Raw genomic sequence first — 25,621 nt, forward strand, 5'->3', positions numbered from 1 at the left:
AGTCGATAGTTTCTAGCCGGGTGTTAAATTTTCCCGGAACCGCGGAAATGCACAGCCCAATATTACGTTGCCCGGTTTACCAGGAACTTGGCATAAACTTCGCGCAAAGTATCCGCGAGTTTCGCTTCCTCGTGCCGGGAACTTTCCCTGCCTGCTTCGTCTATTTCACGAACATCGGCAAAAACCATCTCAGCTTGCAATATTCGCGCGGCTTTGCGCAAATATTCTCGTTCTGCTTCCGAGGTTACTGATGCAGAGTCACAAATCACCACATCTACGTGTAACCCTGGCGCATGCTGAGCAAGAACGTGGATGTGCCGCTCATATGAAAAACCCTGTGTCTCCCCGGGTTCTCCATTCAAATTCAACACCAGTACACGCAGACCCGAACACTCGTTAATCGCGCGCACGATTTCGGGCAAGACTAAGTGCGGTATCACACTAGAAAACCAGGAACCTGGCCCGATCGTCACAAGTTCCGCATCAGCGATTGCTTTAAGCGCCGCAGGATTAATCTGCGGATTACTAGGAATCACACTGACTCGTCGTACTTGGCCAGGCGTGGAAGCCACCGCAACCTGTCCACGCACTGAACGCATCACGCGTGGGTCCTCGTCCAAACCTGAAACATCGGCCTGGATATCTAATGGTTCTGTACACACCGGCAATACCCGACCTTGCGCCCCGGTTAAGCGCGTCACCGCATCCAGCGCCGCCTGTTCTTGCCCCAGAATCTCTTTTAATGCAGTGATCAACAGATTGCCAAGGGCATGACCAGCCAACGCACCGCTGCCGCCAAATCGGTGCTGGAGAGTTTGTTCCCAGAATTTAGCTTCCTCGCTGTCGCTGACCGACAACGCAACCAGAGCCATGCGTAAATCACCTGGCGGGATCATGTCAAATTCTTTACGCAACCGTCCGGAACTACCGCCGTCATCCGCCACCGTGACAATCGCTGAAATGTGCTCAGCCCCTAACCGTCGGGCCGCCTTGAGGGTTTGGAACAAACCGTGGCCACCGCCAAGCGAAGCGATGCGCTCTGGCAGCTGCCTATCAGAGTGGAATTGTTCATTGGCAGGCGTCTCGGGTACAGGTGGCGGTGTCGAAACCATGTTGCAGCTAGTATTCCTTCTCGTAAATCGATGAGTGAATTATGAGTAACCGAGCCCGGTTACGGGTATACGCAGATTTATGACCTCGGACTGTTGGTCACTGCTAGTAGTTGTTAGTCACTGCTAGTCGCTGTTAGTCACTGAGTCCTGGAAACCACAAAGGCGCTTAGATCGTGGTCCCTAAGACCTGTCGAAATCGCGGTGCATAACGTTAATTTCCAGGTCCTCGCGTTGGCGCAGCCTGCGCGCTACTTCTTCAGAAATTGCTACCGAGCGATGATGCCCGCCAGTACACCCGATAGCGACGGTGATGAAGTTTTTTCCTTCATGCCGATACCCAGAAAGCATCGAATCAAACATCTTCTCGAAGTTTCCGATAAAGTTCTCTGCCGCGGGGCTTTCCAGTACATAATCAGCCACCGGCCCATCGGTACCGCGATATTCCCGCAGCTCCGGGATCCAATACGGGTTAGGCAGAAAACGCACGTCCAACATCAGATCCGCATCGCGCGGAGCACCATGCTTAAACCCGAACGATTCAATGACCACATGTTGCTTATCAAGGCCCATCGAACCAAAACTCGCCTCCATCGCACGACGCAGATCATGCACAGAGAGATTTGAGGAATCGATAATCACATCAGCGCGTGCCTTCAACGCAGAAATCGCTTCCCGCTCCCGCTGAATACCCACCTGAAGGGTATCGTCCTCCTGCAGCGGGTGCGTCCGGCGCACGGAATCAAACCGGCGAATCAAAACGTCGTCACGAGCATCCATAAACAACACCGTGACTGGCATATCGCGGCGTTCTAATTCATCTTTGGCGGACAGAATCGACCCCCCAAACATGCGAGAACGCACATCCGCCACGACGGCAACTTTGTCAACCGGTGAATTCTCATCCGCGCACAAATCTAACAGCTGCACCATCAATTCCGGTGGCAGATTATGCGCAACATAAAAGCCTTTGTCTTCCAGCACGCGAGCAGCCGAAGACAGCCCGGCACCGGACATTCCGGTGAGTAAAATTGGCGACGTGGCGAATGTGGTCATGGCTTACAGCATAGTCGGTGCATCACATCGGTGCGATTTACCGAAAACGCCGGTAAACCTACTTGTGGAGCGCAGTATAAATATTTTCCGCTAATGCCGGACCGAACCCCTTGACCTCAGTGATCTCCTCAACACTCGCCTGCTTCAGCTTTTTCACGGATCCAAAATGCTTCACCAAATCTGCGCGCCGGGCCGGGCCCAGCCCAGGCACCGCATCCAATGCCGAACTGCGCAGACGTTTTGAGCGTTGCTGCCGGTGGTAACTGATGGCAAAACGGTGTGCTTCATCACGGATATGCTGCAACAAGTACAGTGCTTCACTACCACGCGGGAGAATTATCGGTTCGTCATCACCCGGAACCCAAATCTCTTCGAGGCGTTTTGCCAAACCAATCAACGCCACATCCACTACGCCGAGCTCATCGAAGACTTTTTGCGCGGCATTCACCTGCGGCAATCCGCCATCGACGACGAATAACTGCGGCGGGTACGCAAATTTCTTGCCATCAGCGGATTCCTCGGTGACGTCTTCATCGGAAAACGTCGTTGCTTCCAGTTCCTCATCTGGGACGTGCAATTTATCGTCTTGGTGCCGTTTGAACCGCCTTCTGGTGACCTCCGCGATGGACGCGACGTCGTCCGAATGTCCCTCGCCTGCTGCTTCTTTGATGCGGTACCGCCGATAGCTGGATTTGCGCGGCCGGCCATCCTCAAAAACCACCAATGATGCCACGACATCAGTACCTTGAATATGCGAGATATCGATGCACTCGATGCGCAACGGGGCGGTGTCCAAGAACAACGCCGATTGCAGATCCTGGAGCGCGGCCGATCGTGCGGTTAGATCCCCGACGCGTTTGAGTTTGTGTTGTTTCAGTGCATCCTTGGCGTTGCGGTAGACGGTGTCCATCAGCGCCTTTTTGTCGCCGCGCTGCGGTACGCGTAGCTCTACCGGCCCGCCGCGTAAATCAGAAAGCACCGTGGAGACTTGCTTGCTGTCCTGGGGTTCGGTGTGCACCATGATCTGGCGCGGAATAACAGCCCGGGTGGTCTGTCCCGTAGCCCCGACATGCTCTCGGCTATCTGCGCGTGATTGTTGATCGACCCCGCGTCGATCAATGAGCTTCGCGTCTTCAGCAGCTTCTAGTTCTTCGCGTTCGGCGGCATCGGAATAAAACTGCACCAAGAAATTCTCAATGAGCTCAGGAAGCTCCGTGAGCTTTTCGACGACCCAACCACGCTGGCCCCGAATACGACCATCACGCACGTGGAAAATTTGCACTGCGGCTTCCAGCTCGTCGTCGGCAAAAGCTATGAGATCTGCAGCGGTCCCGTCCCCCAAAACTACTGTCTGTTGTTCCATCAACTTGTCAATCGCCCCGAGGTCATCCCGCAAGCGGGCCGCGCGTTCAAATTCAAGCTCTTCGGAAGCTTGCTCCATCTCTGCGGTCAGACGCTTGACAACATCATTTGTCCGTCCACGCATGAACGACACCAAACCATCGACCGTGTCCCGGTGCTCGGCGACGCTGACCCGCCCGATGCACGGAGCATCGCATTTGCCAATATATCCCAGTAGACAAGGCCTACCCAAGCGTTCATGCCGTCGATACACCCCAGCAGAGCAACTGCGCATCGGAAATACGCGCAGCAACAAATCCATGGTTTCGCGCACCGCCCAGGCATGCGAGTACGGGCCGAAATACCGAACCCCACGCTTACGCGGCCCGCGGTAAAAAAACACGCGCGGGACTTGTTCACCCACTGAGACCGCGAGCATTGGATAAGTCTTATCGTCGCGGTACATGACGTTAAACCGTGGATCGAACTTTTTAATCCAGGTGTACTCGAGCTGCAGTGCTTCGACCTCACTGGCAACCACTGTCCATTCCACCGAGCTGGCCGTCTGCACCATTTGCCTGGTTCGTGGGTGCAGTTGTGTGATGTCTTGAAAGTAGTTCGACAGACGCGCCCGGAGGTTTTTCGCCTTGCCGACGTAGACGACGCGCCGGTTTTCGTCGCGAAATTTGTACACTCCCGGTTCCGTGGGAATCGTCCCCGGCGCCGGGCGGTAGGTTGCTGGGTCGCTCATTCTACTGGATCACTTAGGGTGCTAGATCGCTAAAGGTGTTAGGACGCTCTGTAGAGCTGGTTATTCTTCTGGCATGTACTGTGCTTCAAGTGCACGGAATTTCCGGACTGCTTCAATCGTATCTTTGCCATCCGAGGCTTGGATCGCCCACAGCGGCATATATTCAAACTCTGGCAGCTCTAAGCGTGCCATCCGCGCGCCTTCTGGGAAAGACAAACCGTAGATCAGCTGCCAATAATAAAATCTGGTGCCAATAATATTGCGGACTTCCACGCCATCACTGTTCACGCGCACACGCGGACGAGACAACGCAAGCCAGACCAACACGGAGATAATCAGCCCGACGCCGGGAAACGCGATGAAGTCAATCCCGGTAACTGCAGCGCCCGTAAATTCCAGGCTTAATTGCCACGCCATGAAAATGTGCACGGCCAAGATGATCGGGATCAAGATCCCGGCATAAACCCGCAGGCGTCGGGAAGTGATAGTCAGTTGCCAAGGCTTATCGCTGGTCACAGAAAACGGGTCTAGTGCGGTATACGCCGCTAACTTTTTCTCATCGAGCTGCTTGCGGGAACTCCCCTCATGCGACTGGGATGTCATGCTTGCTCCTGCTCATTAGATAGCTGCTGTTCGCGCAAAATACGCAGTGTCGCCAAAGTATCGAGCGCTGCGGTCATGGCTTCGCCGCCTTTGTCTTCAATGGAATCAGGAAATCCTGCCCGAGCAAGCGCTTGTTCCTGGGAATTGACCGTCAGCACCCCGTTCGCGACCGGGGTAGCTTCATCCAGGCTGACCCTAGTGAGCCCTTGGGTCACTGAATCACAGACATAATCAAAATGTGGGGTGCCACCGCGAATCACGCATCCCAGTGCAACGACAGCGTCGAACTGCCGGGCTGCCTGTTGCACCACTACGGGCAATTCGATAGCGCCCATGACGTGGGCTTCGACAACTTCTGCCCCTGCTTCGGTTGCTACCGCGACCGCGCGCGAACGCATCTGTTCACACACTTCCTCATTCCAGCGGGTTGTCACTACGCACACGCGAGCGCCTGCAGCACTACCGCTGCTGATATTGCTCGCTGGTGCTCCTCCGTGTGCCATGTCAGTTCCTCGCTCCTGTTGGTGTCGGTGTTGTTGGTGCCGGTGTTGTTGCACCTGGCCTATCGCCAGTGGTTTCGTTGGGTTTAGCTTCTGCATGCCGCGCATCCCATTCCGCGACCGTCGGCAAATCATGCCCCATGCGATCACGCTTGGTGCGCAGATAAGAAATATTGTCCTCGTTAGCTTCCGTCACCAGCGCGGTGCGCTGAGAGACTTCCACCCCAAAGCCCTCGAGCCCTTCTGCTTTAAAGGGATTATTAGTCAACAAATTCGCCGTGGCGATACCAAGATCAGCAAGGATTTGGCCAGCCACAGAAAACTCGCGAGCATCCGCTGGCAGTCCTTGCTCTAGATTCGCATCGACAGTATCGGAACCGTTTTCCTGCAAGCGATAGGCCTTGAGCTTGGCCAGCAATCCGATCCCACGGCCTTCATGGCCACGGATATAAATCACTACCCCGCGACCAGCTTCTTGAATATAGTCAATCGCTTGATCGAGCTGTTGTCCGCAATCGCAGCGTCGCGAATGAAATACATCTCCGGTCAGGCATTCCGAATGCACGCGCACCGGAACATCGGTGGCATCACGTAAATCCTCTACTGACCCCGCAATCAACGCCACATGTTCTGTGCCATCCACCTGGTGGCGATAACCCAACGCGGTCATCGGACCAGCATCCGTCGGCAAGCTGGTTTCGACTTCCCGAATTACTTGCATTTCATTACGACGGCGCCACTGGATCATTTGCTCAATCGAGATCAATGCCAGCCCGTGCTCATCGGCGAATTCACGCAGCTCCGGCAAACGCGCCATGTCAGTCGGATCTTTTTCGGAGACGATCTCACAAATAGCACCAGCTGGGCGCAGACCCGCTAATCGAGCGAGATCAACCGATGCTTCAGTATGCCCGTTGCGCTCCAATACTCCGTTTGGACGCGCGCTCAGCGGCACGACATGTCCAGGCCGGGTAAATTGTTCGCGATCAGCATCATCAGCTGCTAATGCACGCAAAGTTTTCGCGCGGGTCGTCGCAGAGATGCCGGTCGTCCCATCATTGAAATCTACCGTGACCGTATAAGCAGTTCCGCGCACGTCCTCATTAATAGCGGTCATGGGTGGCAGACCCAGACGGTTGAGGTCATGCGGCAACATCGGCGCGCAAATATAGCCGGAGGTATAGCGAACCATGAACGCCACCAGTTCCGGGGTGGCTTTTTCGGCGGCAAAGATGAGATCGCCTTCGTTCTCCCGATCTTCGTCGTCAACAACAACGACCGCCTTGCCTGCGCGAATATCGGCTATCGCACGCTCGACGCTATCAAGTTTAATCTCACTGCCATCCTGGGTGACCTCGGTGCTCATATGCCTCCACCTTAGTGCGTGTCCGACGGAAAATTATAACTGGTCGGCGTACCTGCAGCCAACAGCTTTTCGACGTATTTGCCGATGATATCGACCTCCAGGTTCACCGTTTCGCCCACCGCCAATTGCCCCAAGGTGGTTACGGCCAAAGTCGTGGGAATCAAGGAAACTTCAAACCAGTGCTCAGCCTGATGCTGGGCAGTTGAACTCGCTGTATCTTGTGAATTCGTGGCGTCCGCAGTAGCTGTGTCAGAAACTGCTGCGTCAGAAATCGCAGACACCGTCAAAGAAACCCCGCTGACGGCGATTGAGCCCTTTTCCACGACGTATTTCACCAGGGGCTCTGGTAGCTGGAACCGTAATACGTCCCAGTGCTCGGAAGCAGTACGCGAGACTAAAGTAGCCGTACCGTCGACGTGGCCTTGCATAATATGGCCACCAAGCCTGGAATCCGCCCGTAATGCGCGCTCCAAATTCACAGCACTGCCGGGCCGGAGGTCTCCTAACGACGAACGGTTAAGCGATTCCTGCATGACATCCGCAACAAAGACACCGGAAGCAACGTCTAATTCAGAAACAGTCAAGCAGACACCATTGACTGCAATGGAATCACCAAGACGCGCATCCGTAAGGATGTGCCGACCGGAAATGCTTATCCGGACCGCGTCACCGACGTTGTCCACCGCCGTAACTTCCCCTGTAGTTTCCACCAATCCACTAAACATTATTCGCCACCTTTCACTGCTGCCGGTTTTCGGGCGTGCGCCCTGGCACCATTGTCAACAACACATCGCCGCCGAGTATTTCCACGTCGCTTATCTGCAGGCGCATCCCTTCCGCCAAACTCTGCCCAACAGCAGATTCGAGCACACTACGGCCCTGTCCTAACAGCAAAGGGGCGATATATGCTTGCACTGCGTCCACATAGCCCTGAGCAACGAATGCACTCAACAGCTTTGGACCGCCTTCCACCAGCACGTCACGGCAGCCCTGCTCCCATAAAGCAGTCAATGCAGTCGGAATATCCGGATATTGTGCGTAACCCAACCGTTGCAAGTTGCTGCATTCTGTCAGATCCGAAGCACCAATGACCACACGCTGTGGTTGCTGCTGGTACCAGGCAGTTTCTCCTGCTTCGGTAGTATAACGAGCAGTCAGCGACGGATTATCCGCCAATGCGGTACCAGTACCGATAATGATCGCATCACGCTTACTACGATCCAGGTGCACCCGCTCGCGGGCTGCGGTACCTGTAATCCACTGGCTCGACCCATCGATTGCGGCGCTGAAGCCATCGACAGACTGTGCAAACTTCAGCGTGACATGCACTCGGCCCATGGCTGTTGCGTGCAGCCATGGACGAAGCTCATCATTGTGCATCTCGCCCTCGTCAGGGCCTGCAGCTTCGAGGTGAAAAACGGGAATTCCTGCGGCACGCAGTTTTTCGGCCCCACCGGCAGCAATCGCGTTGGGATCCGCATGCACGTAATGCACCGAGGCTACACCTGCATCAATAAGTGCCTGCGCACACGGGCCAGTCCTGCCGAAATGATTACAAGGCTCAAGTGTGACTACCGCATGCGCTCCACGCGCAGCCGCACCGGCGTGCTCTAAGGCAACGATTTCCGCATGCCGCCCACCTGGAGGTTCTGTTGCACCTATTCCGCAAATCTCGCCGGTGGCGGTTACCAGCACTGCCCCTACCGGCGGGTTGGGACTGGTGCTGCCGCGAACCGTATCGCCAGCTTTGTGTGCGGCAGCTAGCGCCGCGTTAAGTATGTGAGCCGCAAGGGGGCTCTCGTCCATTGCCGGTGCCATTTAGTGGTGCGTCGCTCCAACAGCGAGTTCGCGGAGGTTATCGACCGCCGCGGCGGGGTTATCCTTTTTGAATACGGCAGAACCTGCCACGAATGCGTCACAGCCTGCTTCCGCGGATTTCTCAATGGTGTTCTCAGAGATTCCACCATCAATTTCGATAACACAATCCAGGTGCTTCTCATCGATCCTTTGGCGCAATGCACGGACTTTATCTAATTGGTCCGGCATGAACGATTGCCCGCCGAATCCGGGTTCCACGCTCATTACCAATGCTAAGTCGAAGTGTTCCAAATCATCGAGATACGGCTCAATCGGTGTCCCAGGTTTCAAGGAAAATCCTGCGCGCACACCTTTCTCACGAATCTTTTTCGCCAACCCGATGTGATCCTCGGTGGCTTCGACATGGAAGATTATGCAATCAGCCCCCGCCGCGACATAGGCGTCTACCCACTCCTCAGGCTTTTCAATCATGAGATGCACGTCGAGCTGCTGTTCGGTGATTTTGTCAACGGTCGCCGTGATGTCTGGGCCGAAAGACAGGTTCGGAACAAAGTGACCATCCATGATGTCCACGTGAATCCAGTCAGCATTGTCAACGGCACGTACTTGATCACCCAGCTGTGAAAAATCGGCCGCCAAGATTGACGGATTAATCAAGGCTCTTTGCTTGACGTTTAGGCCGTCCTGGCGGGCGCGGTTTCCCGCTGCGTGGGTATCATTTTCGAGGTGGGCGGAATCGCGAACAGACATACCGCCCATTCTACGACTACTCCGGCTTACGGCGCAGCACCGCGAAAAACATGGCATCAGTACCATGTCGATGCGGCCACATCTGTGCAGAGCGGAATGCGCCGTCTCCTCCAATACCTGGCATCGGCGGCAGCACCGAAGCCGCCGACAACTCTTCGAGATCCGGACTATCGGCGTCGGACATAACCGCATCAACGATTTCCCGGGTTTCCCGCAAGTCCGGTGAACACGTGGAATAAACCACCACACCGCCCGGGCGGACCAACCGCAGTGCCGAACGCAACAATTCCACCTGCACAACATTCAGCTCTTCGATATCAGCGTCGTCCTTTTTCCACCGTGCTTCAGGGCGGCGTCGTAAAGCGCCCAATCCGGAACAGGGGGCGTCGACAAGCACCCGATCATAGCCAGGCTTTAGGCCCGGATCCCGGCCATCCGCTTGATATACCGTGACGGGCAGATCCCCAACCGTGGAGCGAATAAGCTCTGCGCGGTGCGGAGAAATTTCCACCGCATCGACCGTAGCACCATCGATGCCCGCTAATGCGCCAAGCAACGCCGCCTTGCCACCAGGCCCCGCGCACAAATCCAGCCACCTGCCGGAATCGTTTCCACTAACCTCGGCTTGCGCCACTGCGCGGGCAATCAACTGCGAACCTTCATCCTGGACCGCCGCCAATGACTGCTGTACCGGCTCCAAAGCACCCGGATTTCCGCCGGACTCTAAATAAACCGCATAAGGGCTGTACCGAGCCGTCTCCCCTCCGATCATCAACGCGAGTTCCTCTGCGCTGATCTCGCCAGGACGTGCAACCAAATGCACCACGGGGCGTTCAGAATCGGCAGCGAGCAGCTCACCGAGTTCCGGATGGATCCGTGTCGCTGCCGCAGAATCCACAGCATCCGCAGCGTCCGCAACCGCGCGATTACCAATTCCAAGAGCACTAGGGGTGTTTTCGCTGGACGTTGCCCACAAGGCCGCATTAAAGGAACGTGCGATCCACTCCGGATGCGCGTTGGCAAACGCCAATCCTGCCAACTCACCATCCGGTCGCAGCTGGCTCATCCAGTCTGCCTTTGGGGTACGCCCGATCGTGCGCAAAATTCCGTTGACGAAGCCCTTAGCCTTGCTGTGCCCAGCTGTTTCCACCAACCGAACCGAAGTATCCACTGCCGCATGATCATCGACCCGCGTGAACAACAGCTGGTAGGCGCCAAGGCGCAGGGAATTCAACACGGCGGTTGCCAAAGACTCCAACTCGCGCGAGGAACATTCCTCCAAGACAGTGTCAATAATCCCGAGGCAACGCAGGCACCCATACGTGATCTCCGTGGCGAATGCCGCATCGCGTCCCTTTAGACGCGCTTGCCGCAAAGATTTCGGCAGAATCAAATTCGCATAGGCATCATCGTCACTGACTCGGTTCAACACTTCGAATGCCACCAGGCGTGGCTTGTCGACGCCCGCTGGTGCCTGGTGTTCGCGATTCCGGTCCTGCCGTTTAGAGTATTTTTGGTTGTTTTGCTGTTTTTCGCTCGGCGCGCCCTGCTTCCCCTTCTGCGCCTTTGTGCGTCCGGGGCGCTGTGACTGACCAGAACGCGCCCGAGAACGAAAACCTCCAGCGGCTGCACTCATGACAAAATTCCTTCCGGTTGACTACCACGTGCCCAATCTGCAGCATCCATCTTCTTCTTGCCAGGTGCTTGCACCATTCCCAAACGCACCGGCGTGGTCGCCGTGCCGACGAAAACGTCATTTTTGGTGACCTGGATTTCGCCCGGTGCTAACGCAGTTTCCTTCAACAACACGGTTTCGTTCAACACCGTAGCGGCATTGGAACCTGGTTTGACCACCGTCACCGGCGAAATCTTTAACCGCTGATCCCCCAACATCGTCCACGCACCTGGACCCGGGGTATATGCACGGATGTGGCGATCCACCGCGAAATCTGGCTGCGCCCAGTCGATCCGGGCTTGATCAGCCGAAATTTTCGGTGCATAGGTTGCCTCACCAGTTTGTGGTTGCGCCTCCAGGCGATCGTCGGCAAGCCCATCCATGGTGGCTACAAGCAAATCTGCACCTGAATATGCCAACCGTGTCAATAAATCATCGGCGGTATCATCGTCGTGAATTACCTCGGTGACTGTGCCCAGGACATCGCCAGTATCTAAGCCTTCCTCGATGCGAAACGTGCTCGCCCCAGTGATGTCATCGCCATGAGCAATCGCGGCTTGCACCGGGGCAGCCCCGCGCCAGTGCGGCAATAACGAAAAATGCAGATTGATCCAGCCATGACGGGCCGCCGACAAAAGATCAGGACTGATCAATTTGCCATAAGCCACGACCGCGACCGCCTCCGGAGCCAGTTCCCGTAGCCATTCACGTACCTGGACGCCATCGTCGGTATCAGCGCGCAGGGTCTCCGGCTTCAGCACCTCGATTCCCCGCTCCTGTGCCACCGCTGCCACCGGCGACGGAGCCAAGTTTCTTCCACGCCCTCGTCGCGCATCAGGACGCGTGAGCACCCCGACGACGTCATGCTCAGAACCCAATAACGCTTCTAAAGCTACGACAGCTGGCTCCGGCGTACCAGCAAACACAATCCGCATAGTTTTCACTGCTCCTTCATCAACGCGTAATAACTAAAAATTACCCAACTTATCCAATATGAATTGGATCAACCTGAATCCGCAATGGCAACTCATCTTTCCGCAGACTCCGAGCCACCGCCGCAGTGCGTAGCGCTGACCCTAATTCAGCCCGGGGCCCTAAGGGAGTACGCACCAGGATTCGTTGTGGTGGCCCAAAACGCTGCTCATCATATTCCCCCGGTAATCGCGTTGAACGCGGCAGATCCACCGGACCGAGGACTTCCGCATGCTTCGGCAGCTCAACTAGATCCAAAAATAAATCCAGGCTGGCATCGGCTCCATCAATCGCAGCCATATGCACCGCCGGCGGAAACCGCGTTTCCCGTCGGCCCGCCAATTCCGCGGCCGCAGCGGCAATCGGATCCCACCGGATAAACATCTGCACTGCTGGCAAACCAGCAGCTGCAACCACAATCACCGTGCCACCAGCCGCCCGGCTTTCCACTAACGCGGCCGCACGCATCCAGGTCGCGAGCGTATCTTCTGCAGCCCGCAGATCCTGTCGCCCGAGCAAAGCCCACGTATCAAGAAAGAGCGCGGCACCATAACATCCGTCTTCCACCTGAGGCTCCGCACCCGGTGTTGCCACCACGAGCGCTGGGCCATTGGGCACGGAATCCAGTACTCGCGAACCACCCGAGGTAATTACCCGCGTCGATGGGAATGCCCTACCAAGTTCTTCAGCTGTGCGTTGCGCTCCCAAGACCACGGCGCGCAGCTTGTGCGAACCACACTCACCACAACGAAACGACGAGTGTATTGCCCCGCACCAACGGCACGTCGGTACCGATGCCTCTGTATTCTCATGCTCCGGCAAGCCCAACGGGCCATTACATGTCCGACAGCGCGCTGGATGACGACACCGCCCACAAGCAAGCGTCGGGATATAGCCTTTCCGGGGGACCTGCACCAGCACAGGCTTCGCGGAAGACAGTGCGCGACGAGCGGTAGTGAAAGCCAGCCCCGGTATTCGAGCTTGGGCAGCACCAGGGTCTTTTTCGAGTTCAAAATCTGTATCTGCAGCTGCGCGAATCAGTGGCGCTGCCTCCCGCACCTGGTCCCGGGAAGCCACCAAATTATGCATCCAGCCGGCTTCAACCAACAGCTGTGTTTCTGCAGTTCGTGCATACCCACCGATCAACAACGAGCACTTTTCCAACCCAACACGCGTGGTCAGAATTTCCCGCGCATGGGCGTACGGCGCACGCGGATCTATCAGGTTTTCATCACCATCATCGATGATCACCGCCAACCGTAAATTGGCGACTGGCGCAAATGCCGCATTGCGGGTGCCGACGACCACACGCGCTTGGCCGTGTAAAACCGACAGAAAACGGCGGTAGCGCGCTTGCGGCCCCAATTGGGCATGAAGAGTCGTAATCTGCTTTGGGCCCACATACTCCCGAAACGCGGATTCTAAACGATCGACATCCCGCTGATCAGGCACAACCAGCAAAACCCCGCCACCGTCAATGGCAACCTTAGCCGCCAACGACGCCACTACGCTTGCCCAATCATCGCCCGGGGTAATCTGCCAAGCCGCACGAGACGGCTGGCCCGACAGTACCGAATCTACAAACGACTCCCCGTACTGATAATTCGACCACCCTGATAAGTCAGGCTCGGTTGGTTCACCAAGATCCTCCCACGCGGTAGCGAAATCCGCTGTCTCTGCTTGCTTGTGCCGCGGAGGAATCGCATTGCGGATAATATCGGCTCGGGTGCCGCTATAGCGCTGCGCTAACGACTCGACCAAAGCTGCCGTATGTTCCGGATAGACCACATCCGGTGAATACACCCGTTCAAGATAACGCAACCTGCCGGCATGATCAGAATGCTCGCGCCGCTCCAAAACGATGCCGTCGACAAGCCTGCCATGAAAACGTATGCGTACCCGGGTACCAGCCTGCGCAGCCTCATCATCTTTGTCCGCGACCAGATAATCAAACCCGCGGTCCAGGTGTGCTAGCCCAAGCAATGGCAGCACATGGGCGACCGGACGGGCTAGCTGCATTGCATCTCCTCGAACAGTTACGACACCCCTGCAGCGGAACGCAGTTGCTCGACCCGGTTTGTTTGCTCCCATGGCAAATTCAGATCGTCGCGGCCGAAGTGACCATACGCCGCGGTGGGACGGTAAATCGGACGAAGCAAATCCAATTCGCGGATAATAACGGCAGGTCGCAAATCGAAAGTCTGTGCAACCGCTGCCTGAATGGATTCGTCATCCAAACCATGATGTGCGGTGCCGAAGGTCTCGACGTAGAGCCCTACCGGATTAGCCCGACCGATAGCATAGGCAACCTGGACCTCTGCGCGATCCGCGAGGCCAGCGGCTACGATATTTTTCGCTACCCACCGCATCGCATAAGCCGCTGAACGATCTACTTTTGACGGATCCTTTCCCGAAAATGCACCACCACCATGGCGCGCCATTCCGCCATAAGTATCGACGATGATCTTCCGGCCGGTCAGCCCTGCATCGCCCATGGGACCGCCGAGAATAAAGGAACCAGACGGATTAATCAGCAAGGTGACATCGTCGGTATAAAAATCGTGCAACCCCGCCTGCTCGATCACGTGCTCGATGACATGGGTACGAAGTTGCTCTTCCAGCCACTCCTGGCTGACCTCTGGATCATGTTGCGTAGAAATCACAATCGTATCGATGTGCGACGGTTTTTGTCCGGTATAAGCAAAAGTTACCTGCGTTTTGCCATCCGGGCGCAAGTGCGGCACAATCCCCTGCTTACGCACGTCAGTGAGCCTACGAGACAACCGATGCGCGAGTGCAATTGGAAGCGGCATAAACTCCGGAGTCTCATTCGTGGCATAGCCGAACATCAGCCCCTGGTCACCGGCACCCGCGACGTCGTCATCATCCAGCTGAGAACCAGACCTGGCTTCGTGTGATCGATCCACACCGTCGCCGATTTCTTGGGACTGCTCACCGATGGCAATGTTCACGCCGCAAGTCCGACCGTCGAATCCGACATCCGAGCTCGTGAAACCAATCTCCAACAAAGTCTTGCGCACCAATTGCGGAATTTCTACATAACCGGTGGTCCGGACCTCACCTGCCACATGCACCTGGCCGGTGGTGACCAGCGTTTCGACGGCAACACGCGCGTGCTGATCTTTCTCGAGCAACGCATCAAGGATGCTGTCCGAAATGGCATCGCAAATCTTATCCGGATGACCTTCCGTCACGGACTCGGAAGTAAACAAGCGCAGGCCGTTGGCGCTTGCGCGAACTGGTGCAGCCACGAAAAATCCTTAGAACACAGAGAAAGCAACGTACAAAACCGAACTATTTACCAGCATCGGCACAACACAGCATGCGCGCATTACAATGACGCGGAATGCCATAGCGCAACACCGGCACAATACTCAGCGCAGCGCACAACGCCGCGCAGGAACAACAATTAGTATAGACAAAGCGGTCTATAGAAGCAACGCTAGCTTGTCCCAAATTTGGGCGGAAACTACGTGCTTCGAGCCCGCGGCAACCTCGGTAACAGTGCCATCGCTGTCCAAGAGAAATCCTTGATTGGTCGTTTGCCCGAAGACTTTGCCCGGCCCTACTTCATTGCACATCAGCACGTCGCAGCCTTTACTCTGCAACTTATCCTGGGCATATTCCAGAATAGATTGCTTATCATCTCCAGTTTCGGCAGCAAAGCCCATAATCACAGTCTCAGCAGCCAAACTTCCGCCAGCTCGCGCTTCCACCAAACTAGCCAGCACGTCCGGGTTTTCCACCAGCTCAATCGTGCTCAGTCCTGCAGCACCCTGCGACTTTTTCATCTTATGCTCGGCGGGCCTAGCAGGACGGAAGTCCGATACCGCCGCGGCCATGATAATCACGTCCGCACCTTCGGCTTGATTATGCATTGCATGCTGCAACTCCACGGTGGTTTCCACCGGGATGACCTTGACACCTGGAGGATTGGGCAGCGTGGAATTATTCGCAGCTACAAGCGTTACCGTGGCGCCCCGTTGTACCGCGATTTCTGCAAGCGCGAAGCCTTGCCGCCCCGACGAATGGTTTCCGATAAAACGAACCGGATCGATAACTTCTTGGGTGCCTCCAGCACTAATAAGCACGTTCACACCGGTAAGGTTGTGCTCCATCGACGCACCAGAAAATACAGTGCGCGCAACCGCCGCAATATGGCTGGGATCAGGAAGACGGCCTGCACCCGAGTCTTTCCCAGTCAGGCGGCCCACTGCGGGGTTGAGCACCACGATTCCGCGTTCCCGCAGCGTCGCGACATTCGCCTGCGTCGCCGGATTATTCCACATTTCGGTATGCATAGCCGGCGCAATAATCACCGGGCACGTAGCGACCAGCACGGTAGCAGCCAGTAAATCGTCGGCACGCCCTGCAGCTACGCGGGCCAAAAAATCGGCCGTCGCAGGCGCAATCACGATTCCGTCGGCCTCTTGCCCATAACGAACATGCGCGACCTCATGTACGTCCTCGAACACCGAAGTGGAAACCGGATTACCGGATAAAGCCTCAAATGTTGCTGCCCCGACAAACTGTAATGCCGAATTCGTCGGAATAACGCGTACCTGATCGCCGTCTTCCGTGAATTCCCGAACGAGCTGGCACGCCTTAAAAGCAGCGATCCCACCACATACCCCGACGACAATATTGTGTGGATGGCGTGCGCCATCGAAATTGCGCGGGCTCTCTGAGGTGGCAGCGTTCATCGTCGATCCGATCTGGGACATAGTGTGGGGCTCCTGTAAATTCGCCTAGCTCATAATTGGCACGTAGAAAAAGCCTACCGCGGTAAACAGGATGGCGATAAAGCCGATCGCCACATAGATGTACCGATTGGTGCGTTTGACCTCGGCTACCGTGACATCTGATTCCACGCGTTGCTTCAACTCCGAGATATATTGCCACGAGCTTTCTTCCACCGGCTTCACCTTCGAACCGACGATAACGGCAATCAAGCTGGCTGCGAGGCCGAACAGTACCGGGTGGAACGCCATCGGCCAATCAACACCGCCGAAAGTCTTGATGCTTTCCAGGATCAACGTGATGACACCGCCACAGAGCATTCCCCAGAAAGCGCCTGCTTCGGAAATCCGCTTGGATTGCGTAGAAGCAAAAGCCACAATGCCCCAGGATGCGGCAAAGAAAGACGCCGCCATATAGCCAATATCCAACACGCTTGGCGTCGCGACATATGCCAGCAGCAACGCAATACCGCCGACGATAAACATCGACCAACGAGCTGAGCGCACGTTATCAGTATTCGTGTCGCTGCCATCCAACCCCTCGCCACGGCGGAACAAGGGCCCAACGTCGTGCGCTGCGCTGAAACCGACCAATGATAAAAAGGTCGACGCAGAAGACAGGCCGGCAGCGACAATTCCGGTCACGAGGATAACACCAACCGCGGTGGGCATGACGTTGTAGGCAGCCCAGATAAACACCTGAGAATTTGGCTCAATATCTGGATTAATCAAGTTCACCGCGTACGCCGCAAACATAATGAAGAGATAAAATGACGGGATGATCAGCAGCGTCACAATACCCGCACGGATAGCAGTGTGACTGGTTTTTGCCATCATATAACGAGAAGCCTGCCACGGACTCACGGCAGTCACGAACGCCCACACCAGGCCAAAGGTGAAGATATAAATCAGCGCTTCACCAATGGAATTCAGCCTCTCGCCAGGCCCCTCAATCTGCCCATGCCACAATAAGCCCTCACGCAATGTCGGGTCTGCTGCCAATTGCGTGAAAGTTTCTTTTACTCCGCCTGCTTCGCGGAAAATTGCAATCGATCCCAGGATTCCGCCGATAAGGAAGAAGAAAAACATCATCGTATCGGTGATGATCACGCCCTTGGAACCGGACAACACCGTAAAGATGGTGAATGCTACCCAGGTGATGAACACGGCCCAGAAGCCATCGATGCCCAGGATCGCTTCGATGACCACCGCGAGACCACGAGTGACGGTAACAAGGTATAAGCCCATACCGATCAGCACGGACGCGCCGGCTAGTGCGCGAAGGCGCGAAGAATTAAAGCGATTGCCGAAAAATTCGGGGATAGTCAGTGCTTCCGAATCGCGCAAGTAGCGACCAAACAGGACCACGCCGGCCAAATAGCCCATCTTGGACATCACGCCCAAAAGCAAGATCGGCCACGGGAAGCCATCATAAGCCATTCCGGCCTCTCCCATGAGCGCGACCGTCGACAAGAACGACGCAACTAGCGTGCCGACGATGAACAGGACGCCAACGTTACGACCAGCAACGAAATAATCGTTTTTGTTATTGATCCCCCGGCTGACCCAAATACCTACAACGAGAAATCCAAGGAACGAGAGGATGACAGTGATGGTAAACGTATCCACTATTTCTCAGCCTCCCCCTTCTGCTCGGCGGAGTGCTGGGCATTTTTGAGTTCGGAATTGAGCTTCCAATAGGCCAAGCCAAGTCCGATACTAAACACCACGATGTGCAATATGCTGGGAAATAGCAGTTCGAGCATTCATCACTCCATTCAACAACTGATCAAAACTGGTAGGGAAACAATGGAATCCTAGCGTATTCGGGAGTTTTTGTCAGTTTTCTCACAACTTTCGCAGCTTCCTCCAACCTGAGACGGACCCCGGTGGGGGTAATGCGAAAAGCCAAAGCCCACCGCCCCGTGTCTGGGGAGGTGGGCTAGCTATGTGCGGCTCTTGCTTAAGCAGATACCAAAGCTTAACGAGCTTCCTCGTGATCCAACAGGCCTTCTTCAATCTCACGCAACGACAGCGACAATGGTTTTTCGCCTGGTTCCGGGGTGACCAATGGACCGACGAATTCAAATACGCCTTCGTCTTGTTCCTGATAGTAGCTATTGATCTGACGTGCCCGTTTAGCGGCGAAGATCACCAAAGCGTACTTCGACGACACTTTATTCAACAATTCGTCGATTGGTGGATCCGTGATGCCTTCAGGTTTATCGAAGACGCTGTCAGTTTTCGTGGACTCGGTAGTCACTACGAGACCAACCCCTTTTCGCGTTGATGTTTAGAAAAATTATAAGCCGTATCAGAGCCGTGGAAGACGAGCGCCGCCAACTGCCTAGAATTGTCTTAGCTGCGCAGAAACTCGCTAATGGTCTCTACTGCCCTGTCCAGATCGTCATTAACCACGACGTGATCAAATTCATTTTGGGCGTCCAACTCGACACGGGCTGTTTCCAGACGCCGACGCACGACGTCGTCGGGCTCAGTGCCACGGTTACTCAACCTATCGCACAGCACGTCCCATGATGGTGGAGCTAAGAATACAGTCGTGGCTTCCGGCATTTTAGCTTTGACGTTTCGGGCGCCTTCCAAATCCACCTCAACCAGCACAGGCCGCCCCTGAGACAAAGCCTTGGTGACGGGTTCGGCTGGAGTACCCGAACGCTGCAAACCGGAATGTACCTCTGCCCATTCCAGCATCTCGCCGTTATCGATGGTCTCCTGAAAACGTTCCGGGGTGACGAAATAATAATCAATTCCGTCAGTTTCCCCTGGACGCGGATCCCGAGTCGTCATCGAAACCGAGAAGTAGAGATCGTGGATCGCGGCGCGAAGCTGTTTCACCACCGTGGATTTTCCCACGGCAGTTGGTCCAGCAAGCACAACCAAACGGCCACGTGGTGTCACACCGGGCATGCGCTTTAGTCTTCGGAGTAGCCGAAACGATCCAGCAGCGCACGGCGCTGACGCTCACCGAGACCACGCAGACGGCGGGTCTGGGCAATCTCCAGGTCCTCCATGATTTCGCGGGCCTTGACCTTACCGACCTTTGGCAAGGCCTCCAGAAGTGCTGCGACCTTGGTCTTACCGATGATTTCATCGGTTTCTGCCTTGTCGAGGACTTCCTTCAGGTTAGTTCCGCCACGCTTCAGTTCGGCTTTGAGCTCAGCGCGCGCCTTGCGGGCCTCAGCAGCCTTTGCCAGGGCTTCTTTACGCTGCTCATCAGTCAACTTTGGAAGGGCCACGTGGATTCCTCCGATTCAATGTGGGTTTGTTGTTCTTATCAACGGCAACTGTAGCAGTCATGCACCAATTACCGCCCGAATGGGAATTATAGAGCTTCAACGATGTCAGACGAAGATAAACCAACCGCGGTCAGTTCCCGAACGCAACATCGCCGGCTTTTTGCATATCTTAACACCGTAACCAGGCATTCCGCGATTTCGCACCTTGGATACCGCAGAGTTTTACCACGTCAAAGCATCAGGAGGCACAGACGAAAGCCTTGCACGTGGGTCTTAGCACCCCGGAAACTGTGCAGCTTGCTCAACTACTGCTTTATGCAGGTCAGCAATGTCTGGACCAGCCGAAAGTACACTGCGTGAGACATTCGGAAAAGCCCAGTGGGCAGCGTCTGTCGCTATCCGTGCGATATCAGCCACAGTGCCGCCTTGCACACCAACGCCAGGCATGAGCACCGGTCCGTTAAACCCGCGAAGATCGGGCGGGGTGTGGACTGTCGCACCAACGACGATGCCTAGCGTCGCTGATTTCTGCGTCGCGTTGTAATCACGACAATAATTGACGACGTGCTGCGCCAAGCTCGTGCCGTTACGTTGGAAATTCTGGAATTCGACGGCTTCCGGGTTCGACGTCGCTGCCAAGACGAACACGCCTGTGCCGGTTGCCTCAGCGGTGTCAATCACAGGTTTCAGCGCACCGAGTCCAAGATAAGGAGCAACCGTGACAGCATCCGCTCGGAGAGGTGAGGCTGGGTCAAGCCACGCAGACGCATACCCAGCCATGGTAGAACCGATGTCTCCGCGCTTTGCGTCCGCGATGACCAACGCACCCGCCGCACGCAGTTCCGCAAGGGTTTCCTCGAGCACTGCAAAACCTGCGGATCCAAACCGTTCATAGAACGCCACCTGGGGCTTGACGACGCATGCCGTATCCGCAAACGCCTCCACGCACCGGCGCGAAAACTCCCGCAATCCATCGACGTCGTCGTTCAGTCCCCAATCGCGTAATAGCGCGGCATGCGGATCAATACCGACGCAGAGCCGCCCGCGCTCAGCGGAACGCTCGCGAATACGCTCTCCGAAACTGAGAAGAGTTCCAGCACCCGGTGCACTACTCGCCATGGTTGAGCTCCTGCAGGCTACGAACGGTTAATTCATCACCACGCAGGGCTTCGATTCCCTGCACAGCAGCGGTAATCCCCTGCACGGTAGTCACCGCCGGAATGCCTACCGAAATTGCAGCGCTACGAATGTCATATCCATCGTGCCGTGCCCCAGCAGATCCCGCCGGTGTATTCAGAATCAGATCGATATCACCTTCGGTGATCTGATCCACGATGGATTTGCCCTCGACATTGCCTGAGCGGATTTCCGAGGCCTTGTACGCAACTTCACAATCGATGCCGTTACGACGCAACATCTGCGCGGTTCCAGCTGTGGCGACGAGCTTGAATCCCATTGATGCCAAACGCTGGATTGGCACGATCAGTGTACGCTTATCGCGGTTCGCCACCGATACGAATACGGTGCCATCACGTGGTGGACAACCAAACGCAGCGGTTTCTGCTTTCGCATAAGCCGCACCAAAGTTGTCTGCCAATCCCATTACCTCACCAGTAGATTTCATCTCTGGCGACAGCAAAGTATCCAGCGGGGTGCCGTCCGGGCGCCGGAATCGTTTAAATGGCATCACTGCTTCTTTCACCGCAATTGGGTGATCCAGCGGCAGCGATCCACCGTCATAAGTAGTTGGGACCATGCCCTCGGCGCGCAAATCTTGCAGGCTTGCACCGAGCATGATCCGCGCGGCGGCTTTCGCCAGTGGAACACCGGTCGCCTTCGACACAAATGGAACCGTACGGGAGGCACGTGGATTCGCTTCGATGACATAGAGGATGTCGTCTTTCAAGGCGAATTGCACGTTGATCAAGCCCTTGACGCCAATACCGTGAGCCAATGCCTTGGTCGATTCACGCACCTTGTCGATATCTTCTGGCCCGAGCGTCATCGGCGGCAAAGCACATGAAGAGTCACCAGAGTGAATACCTGCTTCTTCGATGTGCTCCATCACGCCAGCAAGATAAACCTCTTCGCCATCACACAGGGCGTCAACGTCGATCTCAATTGCCGAATCCAGGAAGCGGTCCACCAACACAGGGTGGTCTTCGCTCAGCTCTGTCGCACGTTCGATGTAATTTTCCAGGCTGGCTTCGTCGTACACGATTTCCATGCCGCGTCCACCGAGCACATAAGACGGACGAACGAGGACTGGATACCCAATCTGTGCGGCAACGTCGCGGGCTTCTGCATAGGAAGTGGCTGTACCGAAATCTGGTGCTGGCAACTGGGCCTTGGCCAGTACTTTGCCGAACACTCCCCGGTCTTCTGCGTTGTTGATGGCCTCGGGGCTCGTACCGACCACAGGAACACCAGCAGCTTCCAAGCGCTCTGCCAAGCCCAGTGGGGTTTGCCCACCGAGCTGCACGATCACACCGGCGACATTTCCCGACTGAGATTCTGCGTGGTAGACCTCCATGACATCTTCGAAGGTCAGTGGCTCGAAATACAGGCGGTCGGCTGTGTCGTAGTCCGTCGAGACGGTCTCCGGGTTGCAGTTGACCATGACGGTTTCGTAGCCAATGCGTGATAGCTCCAGTGCGGCGTGCACGCAGGAGTAGTCAAACTCAATTCCCTGGCCAATGCGGTTCGGACCAGAGCCTAAGATGATGACCTTGTCCGTATCCCGCTGTTCGGAAACCTCCGACTCTGCATTCGGATCATATTCGTAGGCCGAATAGTGATACGGCGTGTGGGCTTCGAATTCACCGGCGCAGGTATCGACTGTCTTATATACCGGCCTAATACCCAGACTCCACCGCAGGGAACGCACGCCATTTTCCCCCGCGAACTCTGGGCGCAGTGCAGCAATTTGGGCGTCGGAAAGCCCCATGACCTTTGCTTGCCGCAGCAACTGTTCATCCAGTACTGGGGCGGTACGCAGGTAGTTACCGAATTCCACCAAGTGTGCGAGTTCGGCAAGGAACCAAGGGTCGATCTCCGATGCTTCGTGTACCGCGTCAACGCTGGCGCCCCACCGTAACGCAAGTTCGGCGTCGTACATGCGGCCTGCGGTTGGCCGTCGCAAACGATCCAATACTTCCGAGACGTTTGTCGCATCCCCCGCGATGACCTCATCCGGCACCGTCCACAAACCAAACGGCTTGGATTCCAGCGAACGCATAACCTTGTTCAGGCCTTGGATATAGTTACGACCAATTCCCATCGCCTCGCCCACCGATTTCATGGTGGTGGTCAGCGTGTCATCGGCGCCCGGGAATTTTTCGAAAGCAAAGCGTGGAGCCTTGACGATAACGTAGTCCAGCGTCGGCTCGAATGCCGCCGGGGTGGTCCCGGTGATGTCGTTGGTGACCTCATCCAGGGAATAGCCGATGGCGAGTTTGGCAGCCAATTTAGCGATCGGGAATCCAGTCGCCTTGGAAGCTAGCGCCGAGGAACGTGACACGCGAGGGTTCATCTCAATAACAATGATCCGCCCGTCGTCCGGATTGATTGCAAATTGAATATTGCAGCCACCCGTGTCGACGCCAACTTCGCGGATGATGTCGATTCCCAAATCGCGCATCTTTTGGAATTCACGGTCCGTCAGCGTCAAAGCAGGCGCCACGGTAACCGAGTCACCGGTGTGTACGCCAAGAGCATCGACGTTTTCGATTGATGCGATAACCACGACATTATCGTCACCATCACGCATCAGCTCCAGCTCGAATTCTTTCCACCCCAAAATGGATTCTTCAATCAGGACGTTCGCATCTGGCGAAGCTGCAATACCGCCTCCGGCAATTCGGTCCAGGTCTTCGTAGGTATACGCCAAACCAGACCCCAGTCCGCCCATGGTAAACGACGGCCGTACCACAACCGGAAGTCCCAATCGTTCGACGCATGCATGCACTTCGTCCATGGTGTAGCAAACTTCCGAACGCGCGGACTCGCCGCCGACCTTCTCGACGATATCTTTGAACTTCTGTCGATCTTCGCCTCGTTCGATGGCATCGATATCGGCACCGATCAGTTCAATACCGTGCTTGTCGAGGATTCCCGCGCGATCCAGCTGGATTGCTGCGTTCAGGGCAGTTTGTCCACCGAGCGTTGCTAGCACCGCGTCGATCGGGTGCCCACCAGCTCGTTCTTTGTCAATAATCTTCTCGATGTATTCGGTCTCGATCGGCTCCACATAGGTGGCATCCGCAAATTCCGGGTCAGTCATGATTGTCGCCGGGTTTGAGTTCACGAGTGTGACCCGCAGGCCCTCGGATTTCAGGACGCGGCAGGCCTGGGTACCCGAGTAGTCGAATTCGCAGGCTTGGCCGATGACGATTGGTCCGGATCCAATAACCAGGACGTGGTGAATATCAGGGCGCTTCGGCATAATTAAGCTTTCCTTTCCTGGCTGTGCTGCTCAAGCAGCGCGAGAAATTGATCAAAGAGCGGGTGGGCATCGTGTGGGCCAGCAGCAGACTCCGGGTGATATTGCACGGAATAAGCCAGGCCACTGCGCAAAGCGACGCCTTCGACGGTGCCATCATTCAGGCAAGTATGCGTGATTAACGCTGGGCCGAAATCGGTCGAAAACGCACGGTCGGTTTCCTGGCAATCGGCAGGCAACGTCTCGGTATTACCCGGGGCGGCCAACGCGAAACCGTGATTTTGCGAAGTGATATCAATCTTGCCGCTCTCGTGATGCAGTACCGGAACATTGATGCCACGGTGACCAAACTTCATCTTGTACGTCTGCAAGCCCAGGGCCCGGCCGAGCAGCTGGTTACCGAAACAAATACCGAAGAATGGAATTTTTGCCGCCAGAATCTCCCGCAGGGTGGCAACCATATCGTCAGCGGTTGCTGGGTCTCCCGGACCATTGGAGATAAATACCCCGTCTGGTTGCAGCTTTTCTACCTCGGCGAAACTGGTTCCCGCTGGCACCACCACAGTTTCAATGCCACGGCGTGCGAAATTACGTGGCGTTGCTGTTTTAATTCCCATGTCAAATGCAACGATGCGGTAGCGAGTCGCACCTACCGCAGGCACGGTGTAGGCCTTGTCGACGGAGACTTCCCCGGCCAAATCCGCGCCCGCCATATCTTCTTGCTCACGGACCTCCGCGATCAATTCATCATGTGGTCGCTGTGCCTGTTCACCAGAGAAAATTCCCGCCTTGACGGAACCATGGTTACGCAAACGACGGACTAAAGTTCGGGTATCGATACCGGAAATGCCAATGACGCCTTGTTGCTCCATCGCTTCGGGTAGCGAGGCAGTCGCACGCCAATTCGACACGCGATGTGCCAGGTCGCGAACGACCAGCCCAGCAACCCAGATGCGCCCGTCGTGTGATTCGTCATCCTCGTCGTTCCAACCGGTGTTTCCGATATGAGGTGCAGCGGTGACAACAATCTGACGGTGATATGACGGGTCCGTCATAGTTTCTTGGTAACCGGTCATCGCCGTAGTAAATACGGCCTCGCCGAGGTTTTTGCCAGTGGCGCCGAACCCAAATCCGGGATACACGCTGCCATCCCCGAGCACGAGTACCGCAGGTACCGTCTCGGGCGGGTAGCTTCGGTGTGCAGGGTTAGTCACGGTTTTCT

At 55.9% G+C, this 25,621-nt stretch carries 21 protein-coding genes; all 21 read right to left on the bottom strand.

The window, feature by feature from the left end; genetic code table 11:
• Positions 1-62 precede the first annotated feature (62 nt).
• The gene (locus B142_RS0100615; protein ID WP_018119600.1) at positions 63-1,112 is read right to left on the bottom strand and encodes a gluconeogenesis factor YvcK family protein; all 1,050 of its coding nucleotides are present in this window, start codon (positions 1,110-1,112) and stop codon (positions 63-65) included.
• A 180-nt stretch (positions 1,113-1,292) separates the two neighbouring features.
• On the bottom strand, positions 1,293-2,165 hold the full coding sequence (gene rapZ / locus B142_RS0100620) for an RNase adapter RapZ (protein WP_018119601.1): 873 nt from the start codon (positions 2,163-2,165) through the stop codon (positions 1,293-1,295).
• 58 nt (positions 2,166-2,223) lie between these two features.
• Entirely contained in the window at positions 2,224-4,257 is a 2,034-nt protein-coding gene (gene uvrC, locus B142_RS0100625) for an excinuclease ABC subunit UvrC (RefSeq protein ID WP_026167705.1), read from the bottom strand.
• 60 nt (positions 4,258-4,317) lie between these two features.
• Positions 4,318-4,860, bottom strand: coding sequence for a PH domain-containing protein (locus B142_RS0100630; protein ID WP_018119603.1), 543 nt, complete (start codon positions 4,858-4,860; stop codon positions 4,318-4,320).
• On the bottom strand, positions 4,857-5,363 hold the full coding sequence (gene ribH, locus B142_RS0100635) for a 6,7-dimethyl-8-ribityllumazine synthase (protein ID WP_018119604.1): 507 nt from the start codon (positions 5,361-5,363) through the stop codon (positions 4,857-4,859). The genes B142_RS0100630 and ribH overlap by 4 nt, the downstream gene beginning before the upstream one ends.
• A 1-nt stretch (position 5,364) precedes the next feature.
• The gene (locus tag B142_RS0100640) at positions 5,365-6,726 is read right to left on the bottom strand and encodes a bifunctional 3,4-dihydroxy-2-butanone-4-phosphate synthase/GTP cyclohydrolase II (protein ID WP_018119605.1); all 1,362 of its coding nucleotides are present in this window, start codon (positions 6,724-6,726) and stop codon (positions 5,365-5,367) included.
• An 11-nt stretch (positions 6,727-6,737) separates the two neighbouring features.
• Positions 6,738-7,451, bottom strand: a complete 714-nt coding sequence (locus B142_RS0100645) for a riboflavin synthase (protein ID WP_018119606.1) — start codon at positions 7,449-7,451, stop codon at positions 6,738-6,740.
• Between the two features lie 13 nt (positions 7,452-7,464).
• Positions 7,465-8,532 carry a bifunctional diaminohydroxyphosphoribosylaminopyrimidine deaminase/5-amino-6-(5-phosphoribosylamino)uracil reductase RibD gene (gene ribD, locus B142_RS0100650; RefSeq protein WP_026167706.1) on the bottom strand — a complete coding sequence of 356 codons (1,068 nt, stop codon included), beginning with the start codon at positions 8,530-8,532 and terminating at the stop codon, positions 7,465-7,467.
• Between the two features lie 12 nt (positions 8,533-8,544).
• A complete protein-coding gene (gene rpe / locus B142_RS0100655; RefSeq protein WP_018119608.1) occupies positions 8,545-9,294 on the bottom strand; it encodes a ribulose-phosphate 3-epimerase in 750 nt (249 codons plus the stop codon).
• A 16-nt stretch (positions 9,295-9,310) separates the two neighbouring features.
• Positions 9,311-10,930: an RsmB/NOP family class I SAM-dependent RNA methyltransferase gene (locus B142_RS0100660; protein WP_018119609.1), complete on the bottom strand. Its 1,620-nt coding sequence runs from the start codon at positions 10,928-10,930 to the stop codon at positions 9,311-9,313.
• Positions 10,927-11,904 carry a methionyl-tRNA formyltransferase gene (gene fmt / locus B142_RS0100665; RefSeq protein ID WP_018119610.1) on the bottom strand — a complete coding sequence of 326 codons (978 nt, stop codon included), beginning with the start codon at positions 11,902-11,904 and terminating at the stop codon, positions 10,927-10,929. The genes B142_RS0100660 and fmt overlap by 4 nt, the downstream gene beginning before the upstream one ends.
• Positions 11,905-11,953: 49 nt before the next feature.
• The gene (locus B142_RS0100670; protein WP_018119611.1) at positions 11,954-13,960 is read right to left on the bottom strand and encodes a primosomal protein N'; all 2,007 of its coding nucleotides are present in this window, start codon (positions 13,958-13,960) and stop codon (positions 11,954-11,956) included.
• A gap of 17 nt (positions 13,961-13,977) precedes the next feature.
• Positions 13,978-15,213 (bottom strand): methionine adenosyltransferase, encoded by a 1,236-nt coding sequence (metK, locus tag B142_RS0100675; RefSeq protein WP_018119612.1) that lies wholly within the window; start codon positions 15,211-15,213, stop codon positions 13,978-13,980.
• Positions 15,214-15,390: 177 nt separating this feature from the next.
• Positions 15,391-16,665, bottom strand: coding sequence for a bifunctional phosphopantothenoylcysteine decarboxylase/phosphopantothenate--cysteine ligase CoaBC (coaBC, locus tag B142_RS0100680; RefSeq protein ID WP_049148374.1), 1,275 nt, complete (start codon positions 16,663-16,665; stop codon positions 15,391-15,393).
• A gap of 45 nt (positions 16,666-16,710) precedes the next feature.
• A complete protein-coding gene (locus B142_RS11445; protein ID WP_018119614.1) occupies positions 16,711-18,330 on the bottom strand; it encodes a sodium:solute symporter family protein in 1,620 nt (539 codons plus the stop codon).
• Between the two features lie 352 nt (positions 18,331-18,682).
• Positions 18,683-18,964 (bottom strand): DNA-directed RNA polymerase subunit omega, encoded by a 282-nt coding sequence (gene rpoZ / locus B142_RS0100695; RefSeq protein WP_018119616.1) that lies wholly within the window; start codon positions 18,962-18,964, stop codon positions 18,683-18,685.
• Positions 18,965-19,059: 95 nt separating this feature from the next.
• A complete protein-coding gene (gene gmk, locus B142_RS0100700; RefSeq protein WP_018119617.1) occupies positions 19,060-19,629 on the bottom strand; it encodes a guanylate kinase in 570 nt (189 codons plus the stop codon).
• Positions 19,630-19,634: 5 nt separating this feature from the next.
• On the bottom strand, positions 19,635-19,958 hold the full coding sequence (mihF, locus tag B142_RS0100705) for an integration host factor, actinobacterial type (RefSeq protein WP_018119618.1): 324 nt from the start codon (positions 19,956-19,958) through the stop codon (positions 19,635-19,637).
• 273 nt (positions 19,959-20,231) lie between these two features.
• Positions 20,232-21,077, bottom strand: a complete 846-nt coding sequence (pyrF, locus tag B142_RS0100710) for an orotidine-5'-phosphate decarboxylase (RefSeq protein ID WP_018119619.1) — start codon at positions 21,075-21,077, stop codon at positions 20,232-20,234.
• A complete protein-coding gene (gene carB, locus B142_RS0100715; protein ID WP_018119620.1) occupies positions 21,067-24,402 on the bottom strand; it encodes a carbamoyl-phosphate synthase large subunit in 3,336 nt (1,111 codons plus the stop codon). Before carB ends, pyrF begins: the two co-directional genes overlap by 11 nt.
• 2 nt (positions 24,403-24,404) lie before the next feature.
• Positions 24,405-25,613, bottom strand: coding sequence for a glutamine-hydrolyzing carbamoyl-phosphate synthase small subunit (gene carA / locus B142_RS0100720; protein WP_018119621.1), 1,209 nt, complete (start codon positions 25,611-25,613; stop codon positions 24,405-24,407).
• Between the last annotated feature and the right edge of the window lie 8 nt (positions 25,614-25,621).

Origin of the sequence: Corynebacterium propinquum DSM 44285 (assembly GCF_000375525.1) — a bacterium.
In the GTDB taxonomy this organism is placed as follows: Bacteria; Actinomycetota; Actinomycetes; order Mycobacteriales; family Mycobacteriaceae; genus Corynebacterium; species Corynebacterium propinquum.